Annotated in this window: 12 protein-coding genes; 6 read left to right on the top strand and 6 right to left on the bottom strand. The window is 70.4% G+C overall.

Going from position 1 to position 17455, the window contains the following annotated elements; all coding sequences use genetic code 11:
- The first annotated feature begins 177 nt into the window (after nucleotides 1-177).
- Genes ACIPC1_RS06380 through ACIPC1_RS06395 form a run of 4 tightly spaced genes read left to right on the top strand, consistent with a single transcriptional unit; the run spans nucleotide 178 to nucleotide 3159 of the window.
- The gene (locus ACIPC1_RS06380; RefSeq protein WP_384389280.1) at nucleotides 178-939 is read left to right on the top strand and encodes an SDR family NAD(P)-dependent oxidoreductase; all 762 of its coding nucleotides are present in this window, start codon (nucleotides 178-180) and stop codon (nucleotides 937-939) included.
- Nucleotides 939-1268, top strand: coding sequence for an L-rhamnose mutarotase (locus tag ACIPC1_RS06385; RefSeq protein ID WP_384389394.1), 330 nt, complete (start codon nucleotides 939-941; stop codon nucleotides 1266-1268). Before ACIPC1_RS06380 ends, ACIPC1_RS06385 begins: the two co-directional genes overlap by 1 nt.
- A 53-nt stretch (nucleotides 1269-1321) precedes the next feature.
- On the top strand, nucleotides 1322-2197 hold the full coding sequence (locus ACIPC1_RS06390; protein WP_402513788.1) for an amidohydrolase family protein: 876 nt from the start codon (nucleotides 1322-1324) through the stop codon (nucleotides 2195-2197).
- The gene (locus tag ACIPC1_RS06395) at nucleotides 2194-3159 is read left to right on the top strand and encodes an aldo/keto reductase (protein ID WP_402513790.1); all 966 of its coding nucleotides are present in this window, start codon (nucleotides 2194-2196) and stop codon (nucleotides 3157-3159) included. Before ACIPC1_RS06390 ends, ACIPC1_RS06395 begins: the two co-directional genes overlap by 4 nt.
- Nucleotides 3160-3215: 56 nt before the next feature.
- Here ACIPC1_RS06395 and ACIPC1_RS06400 read toward each other — a convergent pair whose 3' ends face one another.
- Complete coding sequence (locus tag ACIPC1_RS06400; RefSeq protein WP_402513792.1) at nucleotides 3216-3806, bottom strand: TetR/AcrR family transcriptional regulator; 591 nt, start codon at nucleotides 3804-3806, stop codon at nucleotides 3216-3218.
- 96 nt (nucleotides 3807-3902) lie between these two features.
- On the opposite strand from ACIPC1_RS06400, the gene ACIPC1_RS06405 reads away from it, so the two are divergent.
- Together ACIPC1_RS06405 and ACIPC1_RS06410 are read left to right on the top strand one after the other, a co-directional pair.
- Entirely contained in the window at nucleotides 3903-5435 is a 1533-nt protein-coding gene (locus tag ACIPC1_RS06405; protein WP_402513795.1) for an MFS transporter, read from the top strand.
- Nucleotides 5436-5643: 208 nt separating this feature from the next.
- Nucleotides 5644-8631 carry an ATP-binding protein gene (locus ACIPC1_RS06410; RefSeq protein WP_402513796.1) on the top strand — a complete coding sequence of 996 codons (2988 nt, stop codon included), beginning with the start codon at nucleotides 5644-5646 and terminating at the stop codon, nucleotides 8629-8631.
- 82 nt (nucleotides 8632-8713) lie between these two features.
- Here the strand turns inward: ACIPC1_RS06410 and serA are convergent, their stop codons facing one another.
- The 5 genes from serA to ACIPC1_RS06435 form a co-directional block, all read right to left on the bottom strand.
- Nucleotides 8714-10312, bottom strand: a complete 1599-nt coding sequence (gene serA, locus ACIPC1_RS06415) for a phosphoglycerate dehydrogenase (protein ID WP_384384242.1) — start codon at nucleotides 10310-10312, stop codon at nucleotides 8714-8716.
- A gap of 304 nt (nucleotides 10313-10616) precedes the next feature.
- A complete protein-coding gene (ilvC, locus tag ACIPC1_RS06420; protein ID WP_402513797.1) occupies nucleotides 10617-11618 on the bottom strand; it encodes a ketol-acid reductoisomerase in 1002 nt (333 codons plus the stop codon).
- 115 nt (nucleotides 11619-11733) lie between these two features.
- Complete coding sequence (ilvN, locus tag ACIPC1_RS06425; RefSeq protein WP_384384248.1) at nucleotides 11734-12261, bottom strand: acetolactate synthase small subunit; 528 nt, start codon at nucleotides 12259-12261, stop codon at nucleotides 11734-11736.
- A gap of 20 nt (nucleotides 12262-12281) precedes the next feature.
- On the bottom strand, nucleotides 12282-14135 hold the full coding sequence (locus ACIPC1_RS06430) for an acetolactate synthase large subunit (RefSeq protein ID WP_402513798.1): 1854 nt from the start codon (nucleotides 14133-14135) through the stop codon (nucleotides 12282-12284).
- A 234-nt stretch (nucleotides 14136-14369) separates the two neighbouring features.
- Entirely contained in the window at nucleotides 14370-17333 is a 2964-nt protein-coding gene (locus ACIPC1_RS06435) for a putative bifunctional diguanylate cyclase/phosphodiesterase (RefSeq protein ID WP_402513800.1), read from the bottom strand.
- Nucleotides 17334-17455: the final 122 nt, after the last annotated feature.

Here is a 17455-nt window from a genome sequence, read left to right on the forward strand (position 1 = left end):
TCGTTCAATCGTCCTAAACAAAGCGGACGTAACGCACTAATTGCCGCATCTCTTTGGAACTATTGCGTAACAAGGGATCAGATCCTTATGGTCCTGGATGCCAGATGAAGCAGATCCTTCCTTACGGGGGTCCTTCTTTACGGGGATCCCTCTTCACGTACAGCACGAGAGGTCACGATGAGACTGGGCGCTTTCGCAGGACTCGGTGCCCTGGTCACCGGCGGTGCCTCCGGCATCGGCCTGGCCACCGCCCGACTGCTCGCCGCCGAGGGCGCGCGGGTGGCCGTACTCGACCTGACCGAGGCGAAGCCCCGCTTCGACGCTCACGTCCGGGCCGACATCGGCGACGACGCGTCGGTCGTGGCCGCCGTCGCGGCGGCCGTCGCGGCCCTCGGCGGTCTCGACGTGCTGGTCAACAACGCCGGGATCGGCGCGCAGGGCGGCATCGAGGACAACACCGACGACGAGTGGCACCGCGTGCTGGACATCAACGTCCTCGGACTGGTGCGGGTCACCCGGGCCGCGCTGCCCGCCCTGCGCGCGTCCGACCACGCGTCGATCGTCAACATCAGCTCGATCGCGGCGACCGCCGGCCTGCCCCAACGGGCCCTGTACACGGCGAGCAAGGGCGCGGTGCTCTCGCTGACCCGGGCGATGGCCGCCGACCTGCTGCCGGAAGGCATCCGGGTCAACGCCGTCAACCCCGGCACCGCCGACACACCCTGGGTCAACCGGCTGCTGGACCGGGCGGAGGACCCCGAGGCCGAACACGCGGCGCTCGCGGCCAGACAGCCGCACGGCCGCCTGGTCAGCGCCGACGAAGTCGCCGCCGCCGTGGCCTACTTGGCCTCCCCGGCGGCCGGCTCCACCACGGGCGCCTCGCTGGCCGTGGACGGCGGAATGGACGGACTGCGGCTCCGGCCGCGGAAGGAGAACTGATCGCCGTGCAGCGCTTCGCCGCCGTGGTCCGCCTGCGGCCCGAGAAGGAGTCCGAGTACCGCGCCCTGCACGCCGCCGCGTGGCCCGGCGTACTCGCGGCCCTCAAGGCGGCCAACATCGGCAACTACTCCATCTTTCTGCGCGACGGCCTGCTGTTCAGCTACCTGGAGTACACGGGGACCGACTACGCCGCCGACACCGCGCCGATCGCCGCCGACCCGGTCACCCGCGAGTGGTGGACGCGGACCGACCCGTGCCAACAGCCGCTGGACAGCGCGGCCGAGGGGCAGTTGTGGGCCCCGGCCGAGGAGATCTTCCACCTCGACTGACGGCCCAGGCCCAAGTCACCCTCCGCCCGTCCACCGACCCAAGGAACCGAACGGTGCGCATCGACGCCCATCACCACCTGTGGGACCTCGCGGTACGCGACCAGCCCTGGACCCGGGACCTGCCCACCCTGCGCCGGTCCTTCACCGCCGCGGACCTGCGACCCGCTCTCGACCGGAACGCCGTCGACGCCACGGTCGTCGTACAGACCATCGCCGTACCGGAGGAGACACCGGAACTCCTCGCCCTGGCAGCGCAGGACCCGCACATCCGGGCGGTCGTCGGCTGGACGAGCCTCACCGACCCGGGTGTCGCCGACCGTCTCGCGGAACTGCGCGAGGGGCCCGGCGGCTCCTCGCTCGTCGGCATCCGGCACGGCATCCAGGACGAGGCCGACCCGGACTGGGCGGCGCGTCCCGAGGTCCGTCGCGGCATCGCGGCGGTCGGCGCCGCGGGCCTGGTGTACGACCTGCTGGTACGCCCGGACCAACTCGCCGCGGCCGTCCGGACCGTACGCGAACTGCCCGACGTCCGCTTCGTCCTCGACCACGCCGGCAACCCGGTCATCGGCACGGACACCCTGGAGCCGTGGACCGCCCTGCTGACCGAGCTGGCCGACTGCCCGAACGTCGCCGTGAAACTGTCGGGCCTGGTCACCCGTACCGGCCCCACTCCCGCCGACGACCTGCGCCCCTACGCGGACGTCCTGCTCGCCACCATCGGCCCCCATCACCTCATGTACGGCTCGGACTGGCCGGTCTGCCTGCTCGCGGCCGGCTACGACGACGTCCTGGCCGTCGCCGAGACACTGACGGACCAACTGAGCGCCGCCGAACGGGAGTCTGTCTTCGGCACGACCGCCGCGCGCTGGTACGGAATCGAGACCGGGGCCGGGGCAAACAGCGAAACCCCGGCCGGGACCACGGCATGACGGCCGCCCGCCGACTCGGTCGTACGCGTGTCCGCGTCAGCCCGCTGGGTTTCGGCGCCGCCCCCCTCGGCAACCTCTACACCCCCCTCGACGAGAACCAGGCACTGGCCACGGTCGACGCCGCCTGGGACGCCGGCCTGCGCTACTACGACACCGCCCCGCACTACGGCCTCGGACTCTCCGAACGACGGCTCGGCGCGGCTCTCGCCCACCGGCCGCGCGCGGAGTTCACCGTCTCCACCAAGGTCGGCCGCCTCCTGGAACCGCACCCGGCGCCCACCGGTTCCGACCTCACCGCCGGGGGCTTCGCCGTACCGGACACTCTGATCCGCCGCCCCGACTACTCACGCGACGGCGTACTGCGCAGCCTGGAGAGCAGCCTGACCCGGCTCGGCCTCGACCGGGTGGACATCGTGTACGTCCATGACCCCGACGACCACGTGGACGCCGCCCTCGGCCAGGCGCTGCCCGCCCTGGCCGCCCTGCGCGACCAGGGCGTCATCGGCGCGGTCGGCGTCGGCATGAACGCGGTCGCGCCGCTGCTGCAGGTCGTCACCGAGGCGGATGTGGACGCCGTGATGGTGGCCGGCCGGTGGACGCTGGTCGACCGCACCGCCCGCCCGCTGCTGGACGCGTGTGCGGAGCGCGGGGTCTCGGTGGTCGCCGCGGCGCCGTTCAACTCCGGGCTGCTCAGCCGCCCGAGCCCGCCCGACGACGCCTTCTTCGACTACGGCCCCGCCCCGGAGGCGATGCTGCGCCGCGCCAGGCAGCTCGCCGAGGTCTGCACCCGCCACGGCACGGTCCTCCCGCACGCCGCCGTCCGCTTCCCGCTCCGCGACCCCGTCGTGGCCGGTGTGGTGGCGGGCTTCCGCTCCCCCGCGGAGGTCGCGTCCGCCGCGCGGTGGGCCGCCACGGACCTGACCGAGGCCGCGTGGCGGGACCTCGACGCGGTCATCGGCTGACTACTCGGTCATTGGCTGAACACGAGGCACGTTCCTGACGCGCCCCAAGTACCCGCTCAGTCCGCGGACTTCGCCGACGCCTCGATGACGCGGCGCAGCCCCGTGGTCAGCCGCTCGGCATCGGTGGCCGTCTCGGGGTCGAAGGTCCACTGCGCGATGAGCCCCATCATCAGGGTCGTATAGAACTGCCCGACCGTGTCGACCTCCTCCTCGCTGACGTCCTCCTCCCGGCCGCCCAGGAACAGCGGGACGAACCCGCGTGAACCCTCACGCTGGGCGCGCGCCAAGTGGTCGCGGACTTCGGGCAGTTGGTCGCCCATGGCGACGATCTCCATACTCAGCCGCCACATCGAGTGGGGCTCACGCATGGTGCTGATGATGTTCGACCAGACCTCCTGGAACCGTTCGAGGGAGCCCGGCGCGGCACCGCTGCTGACGCCCTCGCCGGGGTCGAAGGCGTCGGACAGGCCCTCCACCAGGGAGACGTACGCGTCCGCGAGGAGCTTGTCCTTCGATCCGTAGTGGTAGCCGATCGAGGCGAGGTTCGTCCCCGACTCCTTCACGATGTCGCGCGCGGTCGTGCGCACGAAGCCCTTCTCCAGCAGGCAGCGCTTGGCGCCTTCGAGCAGATCCTCACGGTGTCCCATGCGGGCCAGCCTACCCCGATCCATACATACGTCCCATACCTACGTCTTACACATCCGTACTAGACAAGCGTTTAAGACGCTCGTACAGTCCCTGCCATGACGAACCCGACGTGCACGACCAACACGCCGCCTTCCCTTGCCGGGCGCCGCGAATGGACCGCCCTCTGCGTGCTGATGCTGCCGCTGCTCCTGGTCTCGATGGACGTCTCGGTCCTCTACTTCGCGATCCCCTCGATCAGCGCGGACCTGGAGCCGAGCGGCACCCAGCAACTGTGGATCTTCGACATCTACGCGTTCGTACTGGCCGGTCTGCTGATGACCATGGGCTCGCTCGGCGACCGCATCGGCAGCCGCAGGCTTCTGCTGTTCGGCGCCGCCGCCTTCGGCACGGCCTCGCTCGTGGCCGCGTACGCGAACAGTGCCGAGACCCTGATCGCGGCACGCGCGGTTCTCGGTATCGGCGGCGCGACGCTGATGCCGTCCACGATGGCGCTGGTCCGCACGATGTTCACGCACCCCGGCCAGCGGGCGAAGGCGGTCGGCCTGTGGTCCGGCGTCATGACCGGCGGTATCGCGCTCGGCTCGGTGATGAGCGGCGTCCTCGTCGAGTACTTCTGGTGGGGCTCGGTCTTCCTCGTCAACCTGCCCGCGATGGCGCTGCTTCTGGTCCTCGGCCCGATCCTGCTGCCCGAATCCAGGAACCCGCAGCCGGGCCGCTTCGACCTCCTCAGCGTCCCCCTCTCGATGGCCGCCGTACTGCCCGTGATCTACGGTCTGAAGGAGCTCACGGCCGAGGGCTGGCACACCGAGTACGTCCTCTCGATCACCGTCGGCCTGTTCTTCGCCTACCTCTTCGTCCAGCGCCAGCGCACCGCGAAGTCCCCGCTGATCTCCCCGGCGCTGTTCCGCGGGCACGGATTCACGCCCGCTGTCGTCCTCAACCTCGTCTCGGCGTTCGGGGTGATGGGATCGGCGTACTTCACGACCCAGTACATCCAGTCGGTGCTCGACAAGAGCGCGCTGGAAGCCGCGCTCTGGGCCCTGCTCCCCTCCGTCCTCATCGGCGTCGCGGCACCGGTCTCCACCCAACTCGTGCAGAAGGGCGTCGACCGTGCCTACGTCGTCACCTCGGGCTTCGTCGTCGCCGCGTGCGGTTACGGTCTGCTGGCCCTCGCCGGGACCGACTCGATGTGGCTGGTGCTCGCCGGCGTCGGCGTCCTCGCGTCCGGGATCGTCACCGTGATGTCCCAGATGATGGACCTCGCCCTCGGCACCGTCCCCGTCGGCAACGCGGGCGCCGCCTCCGCCCTCCTGGAGACCGGCACGGAATTCGGCGGCGCGCTGGGCATGGCGGTCCTCGGCTCCATCGGCACGGCGGTCTACCGCAACGAGATCCCCTCCGACGCACCGGCCGCGGCCCACGAGACCCTGGGCGGCGCGCTGGCAGTGGCCCGGCACCTGCCGGGCGACACGGGCCAGGCCCTGGCGACCGCCGCCCGGGATGCGTTCACCAGCGGCATGCAGGCGGCGGCGATCACGGGAGCGGTCCTGCTGCTGGGGGCGGCGGGGCTGGCCGCGGCGACGTTGCGGGGGGTGCGGGTACGGGCGGCCGAGGAGGCGCTGGTCTGAGGTGATGCGTTTTCCGCCCCCTGGACCCCCGCTCCTCAAACGCCGGAGGTGCTGAATCTTTCAGCCCGTCCGGCGTTTGAGGACGAGGCCGTTCAGGCCGATGCGGGGGTCTGGGGGCGGCAGCCCCCAGGAACAAGGGACGGGCAGGGGCGGAGGGGGCGAAGAAAAGCCAACGGCCCCTGTCAGTCCCCCGTGCCAGGATGGTCCCGTGGCTCAGACATTCGGTACGCCGTTCATCGGCCGGGCAGACGAACTCGCCCGGCTCACCGACGTGCTGACCCGCGCCAGGAACGGCGCCCCTCACGCCGTACTGGTAGCGGGCGACGCCGGCGTCGGCAAAACCCGCACAGTGACAGAAGCCGCCACCCAAGCCACCGCCACCGGCATGACCGTCCTCACCGGCCACTGCGTGGACCTCGGCGACGTCGGCCTGCCGTACCTTCCGTTCACGGAGATCCTCGGCGTACTGGCCGCGGACGACCGGTTCACCGGCGCGCTCGCGGCCCACCCCGCGGTCAACCCCCTGCTGGGCACCGGAGGCGACGGCGCCCACGACACCGGCAACCGGCTCCGCCTCTTCGAGGGCATGGCCTCCCTGCTCTCCGACGCCGCCGACATCACTCCCCTCCTGCTGATCCTCGAAGACCTCCACTGGGCCGACCAGTCCTCGCGCGACCTGCTGCGCTTCCTGCTCAGCCGCGGTCTCCTCCAGAGCCCGGCCTCCGGCGCCCCGCCGCACCCCCTGGCGATCTTCGCCTCGTACCGCGCGGACGACCTGCACCGCCGCCACCCGCTGCGTCCGCTGCTCGCCGAGCTGGTCCGGCTGCCCGCCGTCGACCGGCTGGAACTGCGACCGCTGGCCGACGCCGACGTGGCCCGGCTCGTCCGGGGACTGCGGACGGACCCGCTGTCCGACACGACGGTCCGCCATATCGTCGACCGAGCAGAGGGAAACGCCTTCTACGCGGAGGAGCTGCTCGCCGCCACCACCGACCCGCTCCCCGGCAACACCGGCCCGGCATCCGGCGCCATGCCGAGCGGCCTGGCCGACCTGCTCCTGATCCGTATCGAGCAACTCTCCGACACCGCACAGCAGGTGCTGCGCACGGCGGCCGTCGCCGGGCGCCGCGTCGAGCACGAGCTGCTGCGTGACGCCGTACAACTACCGGAGGACGAGCTGGAGTCGGCGCTGCGCGAGGCCGTCGGCCGGCAGCTGCTGGTCCCCGGCGAGGACGCCACGTACTCCTTCCGGCATGCCCTGACCCGCGAGGCGGTGTACGCCGACCTGCTGCCCGGCGAGCGGGTCCGGCTGCACCGTACGTTCGCCAAACTCCTTGCCGGGCAGGGCCATTCGGCCAAGAGCGCGGCGGAGCGTGCCCATCACTCACGGGAGAGCCACGACCTCGCCGACGCACTCGTCGCCTCGCTAGAAGCCGCCGATCACGCCCAGCACGTCGGCGCGCCCGCCGAGGAGCTGCGCCATCTGGAGACCGCGCTCGAACTGTGGCCGGCGGTGGACTCCGCCGCCCGCCCCGAGACCGCGGCCGGCCCGGTGACCCTCACCCTGCGCGCCTCCGCGGCCGCCGCGCACGCCGGCGAGTCGCACCGCGCTGTCTCCCTCACCCGCTCCGCTCTCGCCAGGGCCGGTTCGGACGCGGATTCCGAACTCGCCGCGCGCGTCCGCTACACCCTGGCGGGCAACCTGATGCGCGTCGACAGTCTGAAGGCCGCGTTCACGTACAGCAGCGAGGCGCTCGCCATGATCCCCGCCGAGCCTCCGTCGCACACCTGGGTGTGGGCGGCGGCCACCCATGTCATGGCGGCGCGGTACATGGGCCAGGACCAGGACGCCGAGCGGGTCGGCCGCCAGGCGCTGCGCATGGCCGAGGAACTGCAACTGTCCGACGCACAGGCCGACTTGATCATCTCTCTGGTCGGCCTGGAAGGGCACAACCGACGCACCGCCGAGGGCCGCGACCGACTGCGCCTGGCGCGGGACCTCGCCCGGCGCGCGGGCCACGTCACGATCGAGATGCGCGCGCATTTCAACCTCGCCATCGGCTGCTACGAATCCGGTGACCTGGACGAGTGCCTCGGCTGGCTCTCCGAGGGGCTGGAGCGCGCGAACCGCTCCGGGCTCACCTCCGCGCCGTACGCCCTGGAACTGCGCTACCTCCAGTCACTCATCCTCTACACCCTGGGCCGCTGGGACGAGTGCGCCCGAGCGGCCGCCGCCGACTCCGAACGACTGCCCGCGGCGGGCGGGTTCGCGACCGGCCCCGCGCTGTACGTCGCCCTCGCCCGCGGCGAGGAGCACGCCACCGAGCGTGCCCGCGCCCTGCTCGACGGACCGTTCGACTGGATGGCCTCGCTCGTCGCGGCCATCGTGCTGACCGATGCCGCGGCCCTGCGGGGTGACGCCGAGGAAGCCGTCGCGTGTGTGCGCACCCACCTCGTCAGGCTCGCCGACGGCTCGGGATCCGAGCGGCCCGACATCGGTGTGCGGCTCACCTCGCTGGCCCTGTCCGCCGTCGCGGACGCAGCCGTAGAGCTGCGTCTCACCGGCGACGAGGCGGGGGCCCGCCGCTGGACCGACACCGCCACCGAGCTGGTGGAGGTGGCCAGGGCCACGGCCGCGAAGGGTGAGGACGGCTCCGAGCAGGGTCCCGAGGGGCTGGCGTGGCTGGCGCGCGCCGAGGCGGAGTGGCTGCGCGCGCACTCCGGTCCTGACGTCGCCGCGTGGGAGAAGGCCGTCGCCGCGTTCGGCTACGGCGACCCTTACGAACTGGCCCGCTGCGAGCGGCGGCTCGCCGAGGCCCTGCTGTCGGCGGATCGCCGCGAGGAAGCCGCCGAGCACGCGCGCGCTGCCCGCGAAACGGCGGTCCAACTCGGTGCCGTGCCGCTGCGCGAGGCGGTGGACACCCTCATCCGGCGCGGTCGGCTGGCCGAATCACCGTCCGCCGCCGACCGCATCGCCGTACTGACCGCCCGCGAGAGCGACGTCCTGCGCCTCCTCACCCTCGGCCGCACCAACCGCCAGATCGGCGAGGAACTGTTCATCAGCGGCAAGACGGCGAGCGTCCACGTCTCGAACATCCTCGCCAAGCTGGGCGCCGCCGGCCGCACGGAGGCGGTGGCAATCGCCTACCGGGAGGGCCTGATCGCACAGAACGCCGGACAGGCCAAGAGTCTTTAGCCTGTCCGGCGTTTGAGGACGAGGCCGTCCAGGCGCCGAAGCACGGGCCTGGGGACGGCAGCCCCCGGAGGGAAGGGCAGCCTCAGACGAGGTTGACCGACCGAGCCGACGTCGCCCCGATCTCGTCGGCCACCTCGGTCAGCACGTTCTGCGGGACCGTGTCGTCCACGGTGAGGACCGCGAGGGCCTCCCCGCCGGCGACCGCGCGCGCGACCTGCATACCGGCGATGTTGATGCCCGCCTCGCCGAAGATCCGGCCGACGGTGCCGACGACACCGGGACGGTCCTCGTAGCCCAGCACGACCATGTGGTCGGCGAGCGCGAGGTCCACGTCGTACTCACCGACGGCGACGATCTTCTGCAGGTTCTTGGGACCGGCCAGCGTGCCGGAGACCGAGACCTCCTGGCCGTCGCTGAGCGTGCCGCGCACGGTGACGACATTGCGGTGGTCCGGGGACTCCGAGCTCGTGGTCAGCCGGACCTCGACACCGCGCTCCTGCGCGAACAGCGGGGCGTTGACGTACGACACGGTCTCGTCGACGACGTCCTCGAACACGCCCTTCAGCGCGCTGAGTTCGAGCACCTTGACGTCGTGCTGGGTGATCTCGCCGTACACCTCGACGTCGAGACGGACCGCGACCTCGCCCGCGAGGGCGGTGAAGATGCGGCCGAGGTTCTCGGCGAGCGGCAGGCCCGGCTTGACGTCCTCGGCGATGACACCGCCCTGGACGTTCACCGCGTCCGGGACCAGCTCACCGGCGAGCGCGAGGCGCACCGAGCGGGCGACGGAGACACCGGCCTTCTCCTGCGCCTCGTCGGTGGAGGCACCGAGGTGCGGGGTGCAGACGACCTCGTCGAGCTCGAAGAGCGGGGAGTCCGTGCAGGGCTCCTTCGAGTACACGTCGAGGCCCGCGCCCGCGACGCGGCCCTCCTTGAGCGCCGAGTACAGCGCGACCTCGTCGACGATCCCGCCACGGGCGGCGTTGACGATCCGCACCGACGGCTTGACCTTGTGCAGCGCCTCGTCGCCGATGAGACCGAGGGTCTCGGGGGTCTTGGGCAGGTGCACGGTGATGAAGTCGGAGACTTCAAGGAGCTCGTCCAGCGTCAGGACCTTCACGCCCATCTGCGCGGCCCGGGCAGGCTGGACGTAGGGGTCGTAGGCGACGACCTTCATGCCGAACGCCGACATGCGCTGCGCGACGAGGGCGCCGATCCGGCCGAGGCCGACGACACCGAGGGTCTTCTCGGCGAGCTCGACACCCGTGTACTTGCTGCGCTTCCACTCGCCGTTCTTCAGCGCCGTGTTGGCCTGCGGAATGTGGCGCGCGGTGGCAAGGAGCAGACCGCAGGCGAGCTCGGCGGCGGTCACGATGTTCGAGGTGGGGGCGTTGACGACCATCACGCCGGCCTTGGTGGCGGCGGAGACGTCGACGTTGTCCAGGCCGACGCCGGCTCGTGCGACGACCTTCAGCTTCTTCGCGGCGGCGACGGCTTCCGCGTCGACCTTCGTGGCCGAGCGGATCAGGATCGCGTCGACATCGGCGATGGCGGGCAGCAGCTCGGCGCGGTCCGCACCGTTGCACTGCCGGATCTCGAAGTCGGGGCCCAGCGCGTCGACGGTCGCGGGCGACAGCTCTTCGGCGATGAGTACGACGGGTTTCGATGACGCAGTGCTCACGTGAGTCCTCACAGGTCCAATGCGGACGGCCGTCCCGACGGCCGCATGCGGTGGAGGGTGGTCAGCGGATCCGGAAAAGTGCACTTCCCCGGCGTCGCTTAGCCGCGTGGAAGACGCACGACGCTGTGGGCCTGACGCGTTGTTGATGTGCAGCAGTGTAGTGGCGCCGACCGGGCCCCCTTACGCCTCTGCGGAAGGATCACCCGTCCGTGGCTGGACGGGATGGACAAGGCCGTGTTTCCAGGCGTTACCGGGGGTTCGCGCAGGGGTCGGAGCAGCCCGCTCCGACCCTTGCGCGTACGGCTTACGCCTCGTCGTCGCTGACCCACGACATGAGCTTGCGGAGCTCCTTGCCGGTGGTCTCCAGGAGGGACTTCTCGTCCTGGCTCTTGTACTCGTTGTACTTCTTCAGACCGCCGTGGTACTCGGCCATCCACTCACGGGCGAAGGTCCCGTCCTGGATCTCGGCGAGGATCTTCTTCATCTCGGCCTTGGTGGCGTCCGTGATGATCCGCGGGCCGGTGACGTAGTCGCCCCACTCGGCGGTCTCGGAGACGGACCAGCGCATCTTCTCCAGGCCGCCCTCGTACATGAGGTCGACGATGAGCTTCAGCTCGTGGAGGCACTCGAAGTACGCGATCTCCGGCTGGTAGCCGGCCTCGGTCAGCGTCTCGAAGCCCGCCTTGACCAGCGCCGCGGTGCCACCGCAGAGGACGGCCTGCTCACCGAACAGGTCGGTCTCGGTTTCCTCGGTGAAGGTCGTCTTGATGACGCCGGCGCGGGTGCCGCCGATGCCCTTCGCGTACGACAGCGTCAGCGGGAAGGCCTTGCCGGTCGCGTCCTGCTCGACGGCCGCGATACACGGAACGCCGCGGCCCTCCTCGTACTGGCGGCGGACCAGGTGGCCCGGGCCCTTCGGGGCGACCATGCAGACGTCGATGCCGGTCGGCGGCTTGATGAAGTCGAAGCGGATGTTCAGGCCGTGGCCGAAGAACAGCGCGTCGCCCTCCTTGAGGTTGTCCTTGATGGACTCCTCGTAGACCTGCGCCTGGATCGGGTCCGGCACCAGGATCATGATGACGTCGGCCTCGGCGGCGGCCTCGGCGGGAGTCACCACGCGCAGGCCCTGCTCCTCGGCCTTGGCCTTGGACTTGGAGCCCTCGTGCAGACCGACGCGGACGTCGACACCCGAGTCGCGCAGCGACAGCGCATGGGCGTGGCCCTGGCTGCCGTAGCCGATGACCGCGACCTTGCGGCCCTGGATGATGGACAGGTCGGCGTCGGCGTCGTAGAACAGCTCGGCCACTGGGGTTCTCCTTGGTGTGCGGTGTCGCGTCCCACCGTACGGCGGGCGGGGGAAGAGAAGTTTTCGGGTCTCGGTATACGGGCGGCCGACGACTGCCGGCCGCCCGTTTCAAGCCTCAGGCAGACCGGTCGAGGGCGCGCAGCGACCGGTCGGTGATCGACCGCGCGCCGCGGCCGATCGCGATCGTGCCGGACTGGACGAGCTCCTTGATGCCGAACGGCTCCAGCATCTTGAGCATGGCCTCCAGCTTGTCGCTGCCGCCGGTGGCCTCGATGGTGACGGCCTCCGGGGAGACGTCGACGGTCTTGGCGCGGAACAGCTGGACGATCTCGACGATCTGGGAGCGCGTCTCGTTGTCGGCACGCACCTTCACCAGAACGAGTTCGCGCCCAACGGCGGAGGCGGGCTCCAGCTCGACGATCTTCAGGACGTTGACGAGCTTGTTGAGTTGCTTGGTGACCTGTTCGAGGGGCAGCGCCTCGATCACGTTCACCACGATCGTGATGCGGGAGATCTCCGGGTGCTCGGTGACGCCGACGGCGAGCGAGTCGATGTTGAAGCCGCGGCGCGAGAACAGGGCGGTGATCCGGGCGAGGACACCGGGCTTGTTCTCGACGAGGACGGAGAGGGTGTGCTTGCTCATGGGTCTGACTCGGCTCTCTCTCAGTCGTCTTCGTTGTCGCCGAAGTCGGGGCGGACGTCCCGGGCGAACATGACCTCGTCGTTGGACGTGCCGGCGGCGACCATCGGCCACACCATCGCGTCCTCGTGGACGATGAAGTCGACCACGACCGGGCGGTCGTTGATCGAGTTCGCCTCCTCGATGCACTTGTCGAGGTCGTCCGGGGACTCGCAGCGGATCGCGTAGCAGCCCATGGCCTCCGACAGCTTCACGAAGTCGGGGACGCGGGTGCCGGCGCTCGGCTCCTTGCCGCTCGCCTCGGGGCCCGAGTGCAGCACGGTGTTGGAGTAGCGCTGGTTGTAGAAGAGGGTCTGCCACTGGCGGACCATCCCGAGGGCGCCGTTGTTGATGATGGCGACCTTGATCGGGATGTTGTTCAGGGCGCAGGTGGTGAGTTCCTGGTTGGTCATCTGGAAACAGCCGTCGCCGTCGATCGCCCAGACCGTACGGTCCGGCCGGCCGGCCTTGGCGCCCATCGCGGCCGGGACCGCGTAGCCCATCGTTCCGGCGCCACCGGAGTTCAGCCAGGTCGCGGGCTTCTCGTACTGGACGTAGTGCGCGGCCCACATCTGGTGCTGGCCGACGCCCGCCGCGAAGATCGTGCCCTCCGGGGCGAGTTGACCGATGCGCTCGATGACCTGCTGCGGGGCGAGCGAGCCGTTGTCGGGCTGCTCGTAGCCGAGCGGATACGTCTCGCGCCAGCGGTTCAGGTCCTTCCACCAGGCGGTGTAGTCGCCCTGGTGGCCCTCGCTGTACTCCTTCTGCACCGCCTGGATCAGGTCGGCGATGACCTCGCGGGCGTCACCGACGATCGGCACATCGGCGGCGCGGTTCTTGCCGATCTCCGCGGGGTCGATGTCGGCGTGGACGATCTTGGCGTACGGGGCGAAGCTGTCCAGCTTGCCGGTGACGCGGTCGTCGAAGCGGGCTCCGAGGGCGACGATCAGGTCGGCCTTCTGCAGCGCGGTGACGGCGGTGACCGCACCGTGCATGCCCGGCATTCCCAGGTGCAGCTTGTGGCTGTCGGGGAATGCGCCGAGCGCCATCAGTGTGGTGGTGACGGGCGCTCCGGTGAGTTCTGCGAGGACCTTCAGCTCGGCGGTGGCGTGCGCCTTGAGGACGCCTCCGCCGACGTACAGCACGGGCCGCTTCGCCTGGGTGAGCAGCCTGGCGGCCTCACGGATCTGCTTGGCGTGCGGCTTGGTCACCGGGCGGTAACCCGGCAGGTCGCTCTGCGGCGGCCAGGAGAACGTCGTCTGGGCCTGTAGCACGTCCTTCGGGATGTCGACGAGGACCGGACCCGGGCGGCCGGTCGAGGCGATGTGGAACGCCTCGGCGATCGCCTTCGGGATGTCCCCCGGTTTGGTGACCAGGAAGCTGTGCTTGGTGATCGGCATCGTGATGCCGACGATGTCCGCCTCCTGGAAGGCGTCCGTGCCGATCGCCTTGGTGACGACCTGGCCGGTGATGGCGACCAGCGGGACGGAGTCCATCATGGCGTCCGCGATCGGCGTCACCAGGTTCGTCGCACCCGGGCCCGACGTGGCCATGCAGACACCGACCTTGCCGGTGGCCTGCGCGTAACCGGTGGCCGCGTGACCCGCACCCTGCTCATGACGGACGAGCACGTGACGCAGCCGGCTCGAGTCCATCATCGGGTCGTACGCCGGAAGGATCGTCCCGCCGGGGATACCGAATACGGTGTCGGCCCCGACCTCCTCGAGCGAGCGAATGAGGGACTTCGCACCCGTGACGTGCTCGACGGGGGCGGGCGGCTGTCCTCCGGAACGGGGCCGCGGCTGCGGATGGTGGGCCCCGGTGGCCTGCTCGGTCATCGGCATTCTCTTCTCGATGCTGAGGGTTTTTGCGAATTTTGTACGGTGTACGACTGGTGTCTGTGCAACAAAAAACCCCTCGTGCCGTGAGGCAAGCGAGGGGAGCGCGCCGGTGCGATCGCTGGGTATTCCGGTTCAATCGATCCGGTGGGTCCCAGCTCAGCCGACGCGCTTTCCAAGTACGAGAATTCGGATGCGCATGGCATTGACCCTCCCCCCGGCACGCACCGACTGTCAAGTGGGTGGGACGGGAGTCTCATTATGTGAGCGGAGGGCGGTCCCACCTCCGTAGACGGCGGGCACACCACCGGTGTAGACCCCCGCACCGCCACCGCCCGCGAACACCGGCTCGACGGGTCCGTGCGGCACCGGGTAGTGGCCCATGGAGAGCGCCCTGCGCAGCCGGTATTCGTCCAGCGGCGCGGAGAACGCCATGCCCTGCCCATGGGTGCAGCCCATCGCGCGCAGGGCGATGACCTGCTCCGGAAGGTCCACGCCGTCGGCCACGGACTGGAGCCCGAGGTCGGTGGCGATCCGCAGCAGCCCGCTGGTGATCTTGTGCAGCCGCGCGGACTCGACGACGCCCTCGACAAGGTCCCTGTCCAGTTTCAGTACGTCGACGGGGAGCCTTCTCAGCGCCGTGATGGCGGCATGGCCGCTGCCGAAGCCGTCCAGGGCGATCCGGACGCCGAGCCGCCGCAGCACGTTCAGCCGGCGCTCCAGCTCGTCCAGGGAGACCCGGGGGTCGGTGTCGGCCAGCTCGATGATCAGGGCGCCGGAGGGGAGCCCGTACCGGGTCAGCAGGGCCTCCACGGAGCCGAGGGGCCCGGAGCGGTCCAGCAGCCGCCGGGCGTTCATCCTGACGGCGACGGGCAGCATGACGCCGGTGGCGGCGCGCTCGGCGGCCTGCTCGACGGCCTCCTGCAACATCCAGCGGCCCAGCTCGGCGGTCCTGTCGCTGTCCTCGGCGACGCGCAGGAACTCCGCGGGCGTGAACAGCACACCCTGGGAGGAACGCCAGCGCGCCTGGGCGGTGACTGACACGATCCGGCCGTTGTCGAGCGAGACCACGGGCTGGTGCAGCAGCGTGAACTCGCCGTCCTGCAGGGCGGAGCGCAGCCTTGTCGCCAGCTCCGCCTTGCGTACGACGTCCTGCTGCATCTGGGGTGCGTAGAGCTCGACGCGGCCCTTGCCCGTCGCCTTGGCGCGGTACATGGCGAGGTCGGCGTTTCTCAGCAACTCTCCCGCACCCAGACCGGGTTCGGCGAAGCCGACGCCGATGGACGCGGCGACTCGGACATCGTTGCCGTCGATGGTGTACGGCTGCGAGAGCGTGAGCCTCAGGCGGTCGGCGAGCTCGAGGATCTGGTGCTCACGGGCGGTGCGGTCGCGGGTGCCGTCGCCGACGATGAGCGCCGCGAACTCGTCGCCGCCGAGGCGGGCGGCGGTGTCGCCGTGCCGCACGGAGTCCTGGAGTCTGCGGGCGGCGTGGACGAGGAGTTCGTCGCCGGCCTGGTGCCCGATCGTGTCGTTGACCGCCTTGAAGCCGTCCAGGTCGATGAACAGGACGGCGGTGCCGCGGTCGGAGGAGCGACGGCCGGAGAGCGCCTGCTGGACGCGCCGGGTGAACAGGGCGCGGTTGGGCAGGTCGGTGAGCGGGTCGTGCTCGGCGTTGTGCTGTAACTGCGCCTGTAGGCGCACCCGTTCGGTCACATCACGGCTGTTGAAGATGAGGCCGCCGTGGTGCCGGTTGACCGTGGACTCCACGTTCAGCCAGCCGCCGTCGCCCGACCTGAAGCGGCATTCGATGCGGGTGGTGGGCTCCTCGATGTGACTCGCGGCCAGGAAGCGGCGCACTTCGTGGACCACACATCCGAGGTCCTCGGGGTGGATGAGCGAGGCGAGTTCGCAACCCACGAGGTCCTCGGCGTCCCGTCCGTAGACCCCGGCGGCGGCCGGACTGACGTATCTCAGAATGCCGTTCGGGGCTGCGATCATGATGACGTCGCTGGAGCCCTGCACCAGGGAGCGGAAGTGGTTCTCCTTCTGGGCCAGTTCCTGGGTGAGGGTGATGTTGTCGAGGAGCATGATGCCCTGGCGGACGACGAGGGCGAGCACGACGAGACCGGCGGTGATGAGCACCACCCGGTCGACGTTGCGACCGTTCAGGACGTTGTAGAGGATCCCCAGGGTGCAGACGGCGGCGGCCAGGTAGGGCGTGAGGGCGGCCAGCGATCCGGCGATGGGGCGGGTGGCCTGATATCGGCTGTGCTCCGCGCTGTGGACTGCGTCGTGGAGAGGCACGTGCACCTGTCCTCCCATGTGTCCCGGCCGCCCCTCCTGCCGCTGTCCCGGGATGTGTTCGTGCACCACGCGCGCGTGCCGGTCGGCGCCCGGCTCACCGTGCCGGGGGGCGACCCAGGGGGCGTACGCGAGGAGCAGTGAGCCGGCGAACCAGCCCGCGTCGAGGAGCTGCCCCGAGCGGTAGTCGTTGTGCAGCAGGGGTGAGGTGAACAGGGCGTCGCACATCACGGTCAGGGCGAGCGCACCGACCGCGGTGTTCACCGCGGAACGGTTCACCGACGAGCGCCGGAAGTGCAGCGCGAGCACCATGCTGACCAGTGCGATGTCCAGCAGCGGGTACGCCAGTGACAGCGCGGTGTGCGCGACGCTCGGCCCGTCGAACTTCGCCGCCTGGGCGAGCGCGAGACTCCAGGACAGCGTGAGCAACGAGCCGCCGATCAGCCAGGAGTCGAGTGCCAGGCAGACCCAACCCGCCTTGGTCATGGGCCTCTTGGCGAGCACGAGCAGGCCCACGATGGCGGGCGGCGCGAAGCAGAGGAAGAACACGTCGGCGAAACTGGGGCTGGGCATGGGGCGTTCGAGGACGACCTCGTACCATCCCCAGACGGCGTTGCCCAGGCACGCCATGGCGGAGGAGAGTGCGAACAGCAGCCAGGCGGGTCGAAAACGGCTGCGGCGACTCTGGGCGTACCGGAAGCAGGAGACCGCGGCGGCGCCCGCGGCGGCACTCAGACCGAAGTCGCCCATGAAGAATGCGATGCTCGCGGAGCCCCAGCCGAGCGCGGAACCGACGGCGTATCCCGCGCACACCAGGGCCAGTACGAGTTGTGAGACCAGGCCTGTCCCGCCACCGAGCACCGGCCGACGGGTCAGCAGCGCTCCGGGGGAACTCACCGGGCCCACCCGGTCCGTGCCCCGGGATCCCGCTGGTCCGCGCGCGCATGCCTCCGGCGGCCACTGGGCCTGCGGTGGTGATGGCCACTCTGGCAACTGTGGCCGCACTGCCCGCGTCTCCG

Source organism: Streptomyces sp. NPDC087263 (genome assembly GCF_044744645.1).
Lineage (GTDB): Bacteria > Actinomycetota > Actinomycetes > Streptomycetales > Streptomycetaceae > Streptomyces.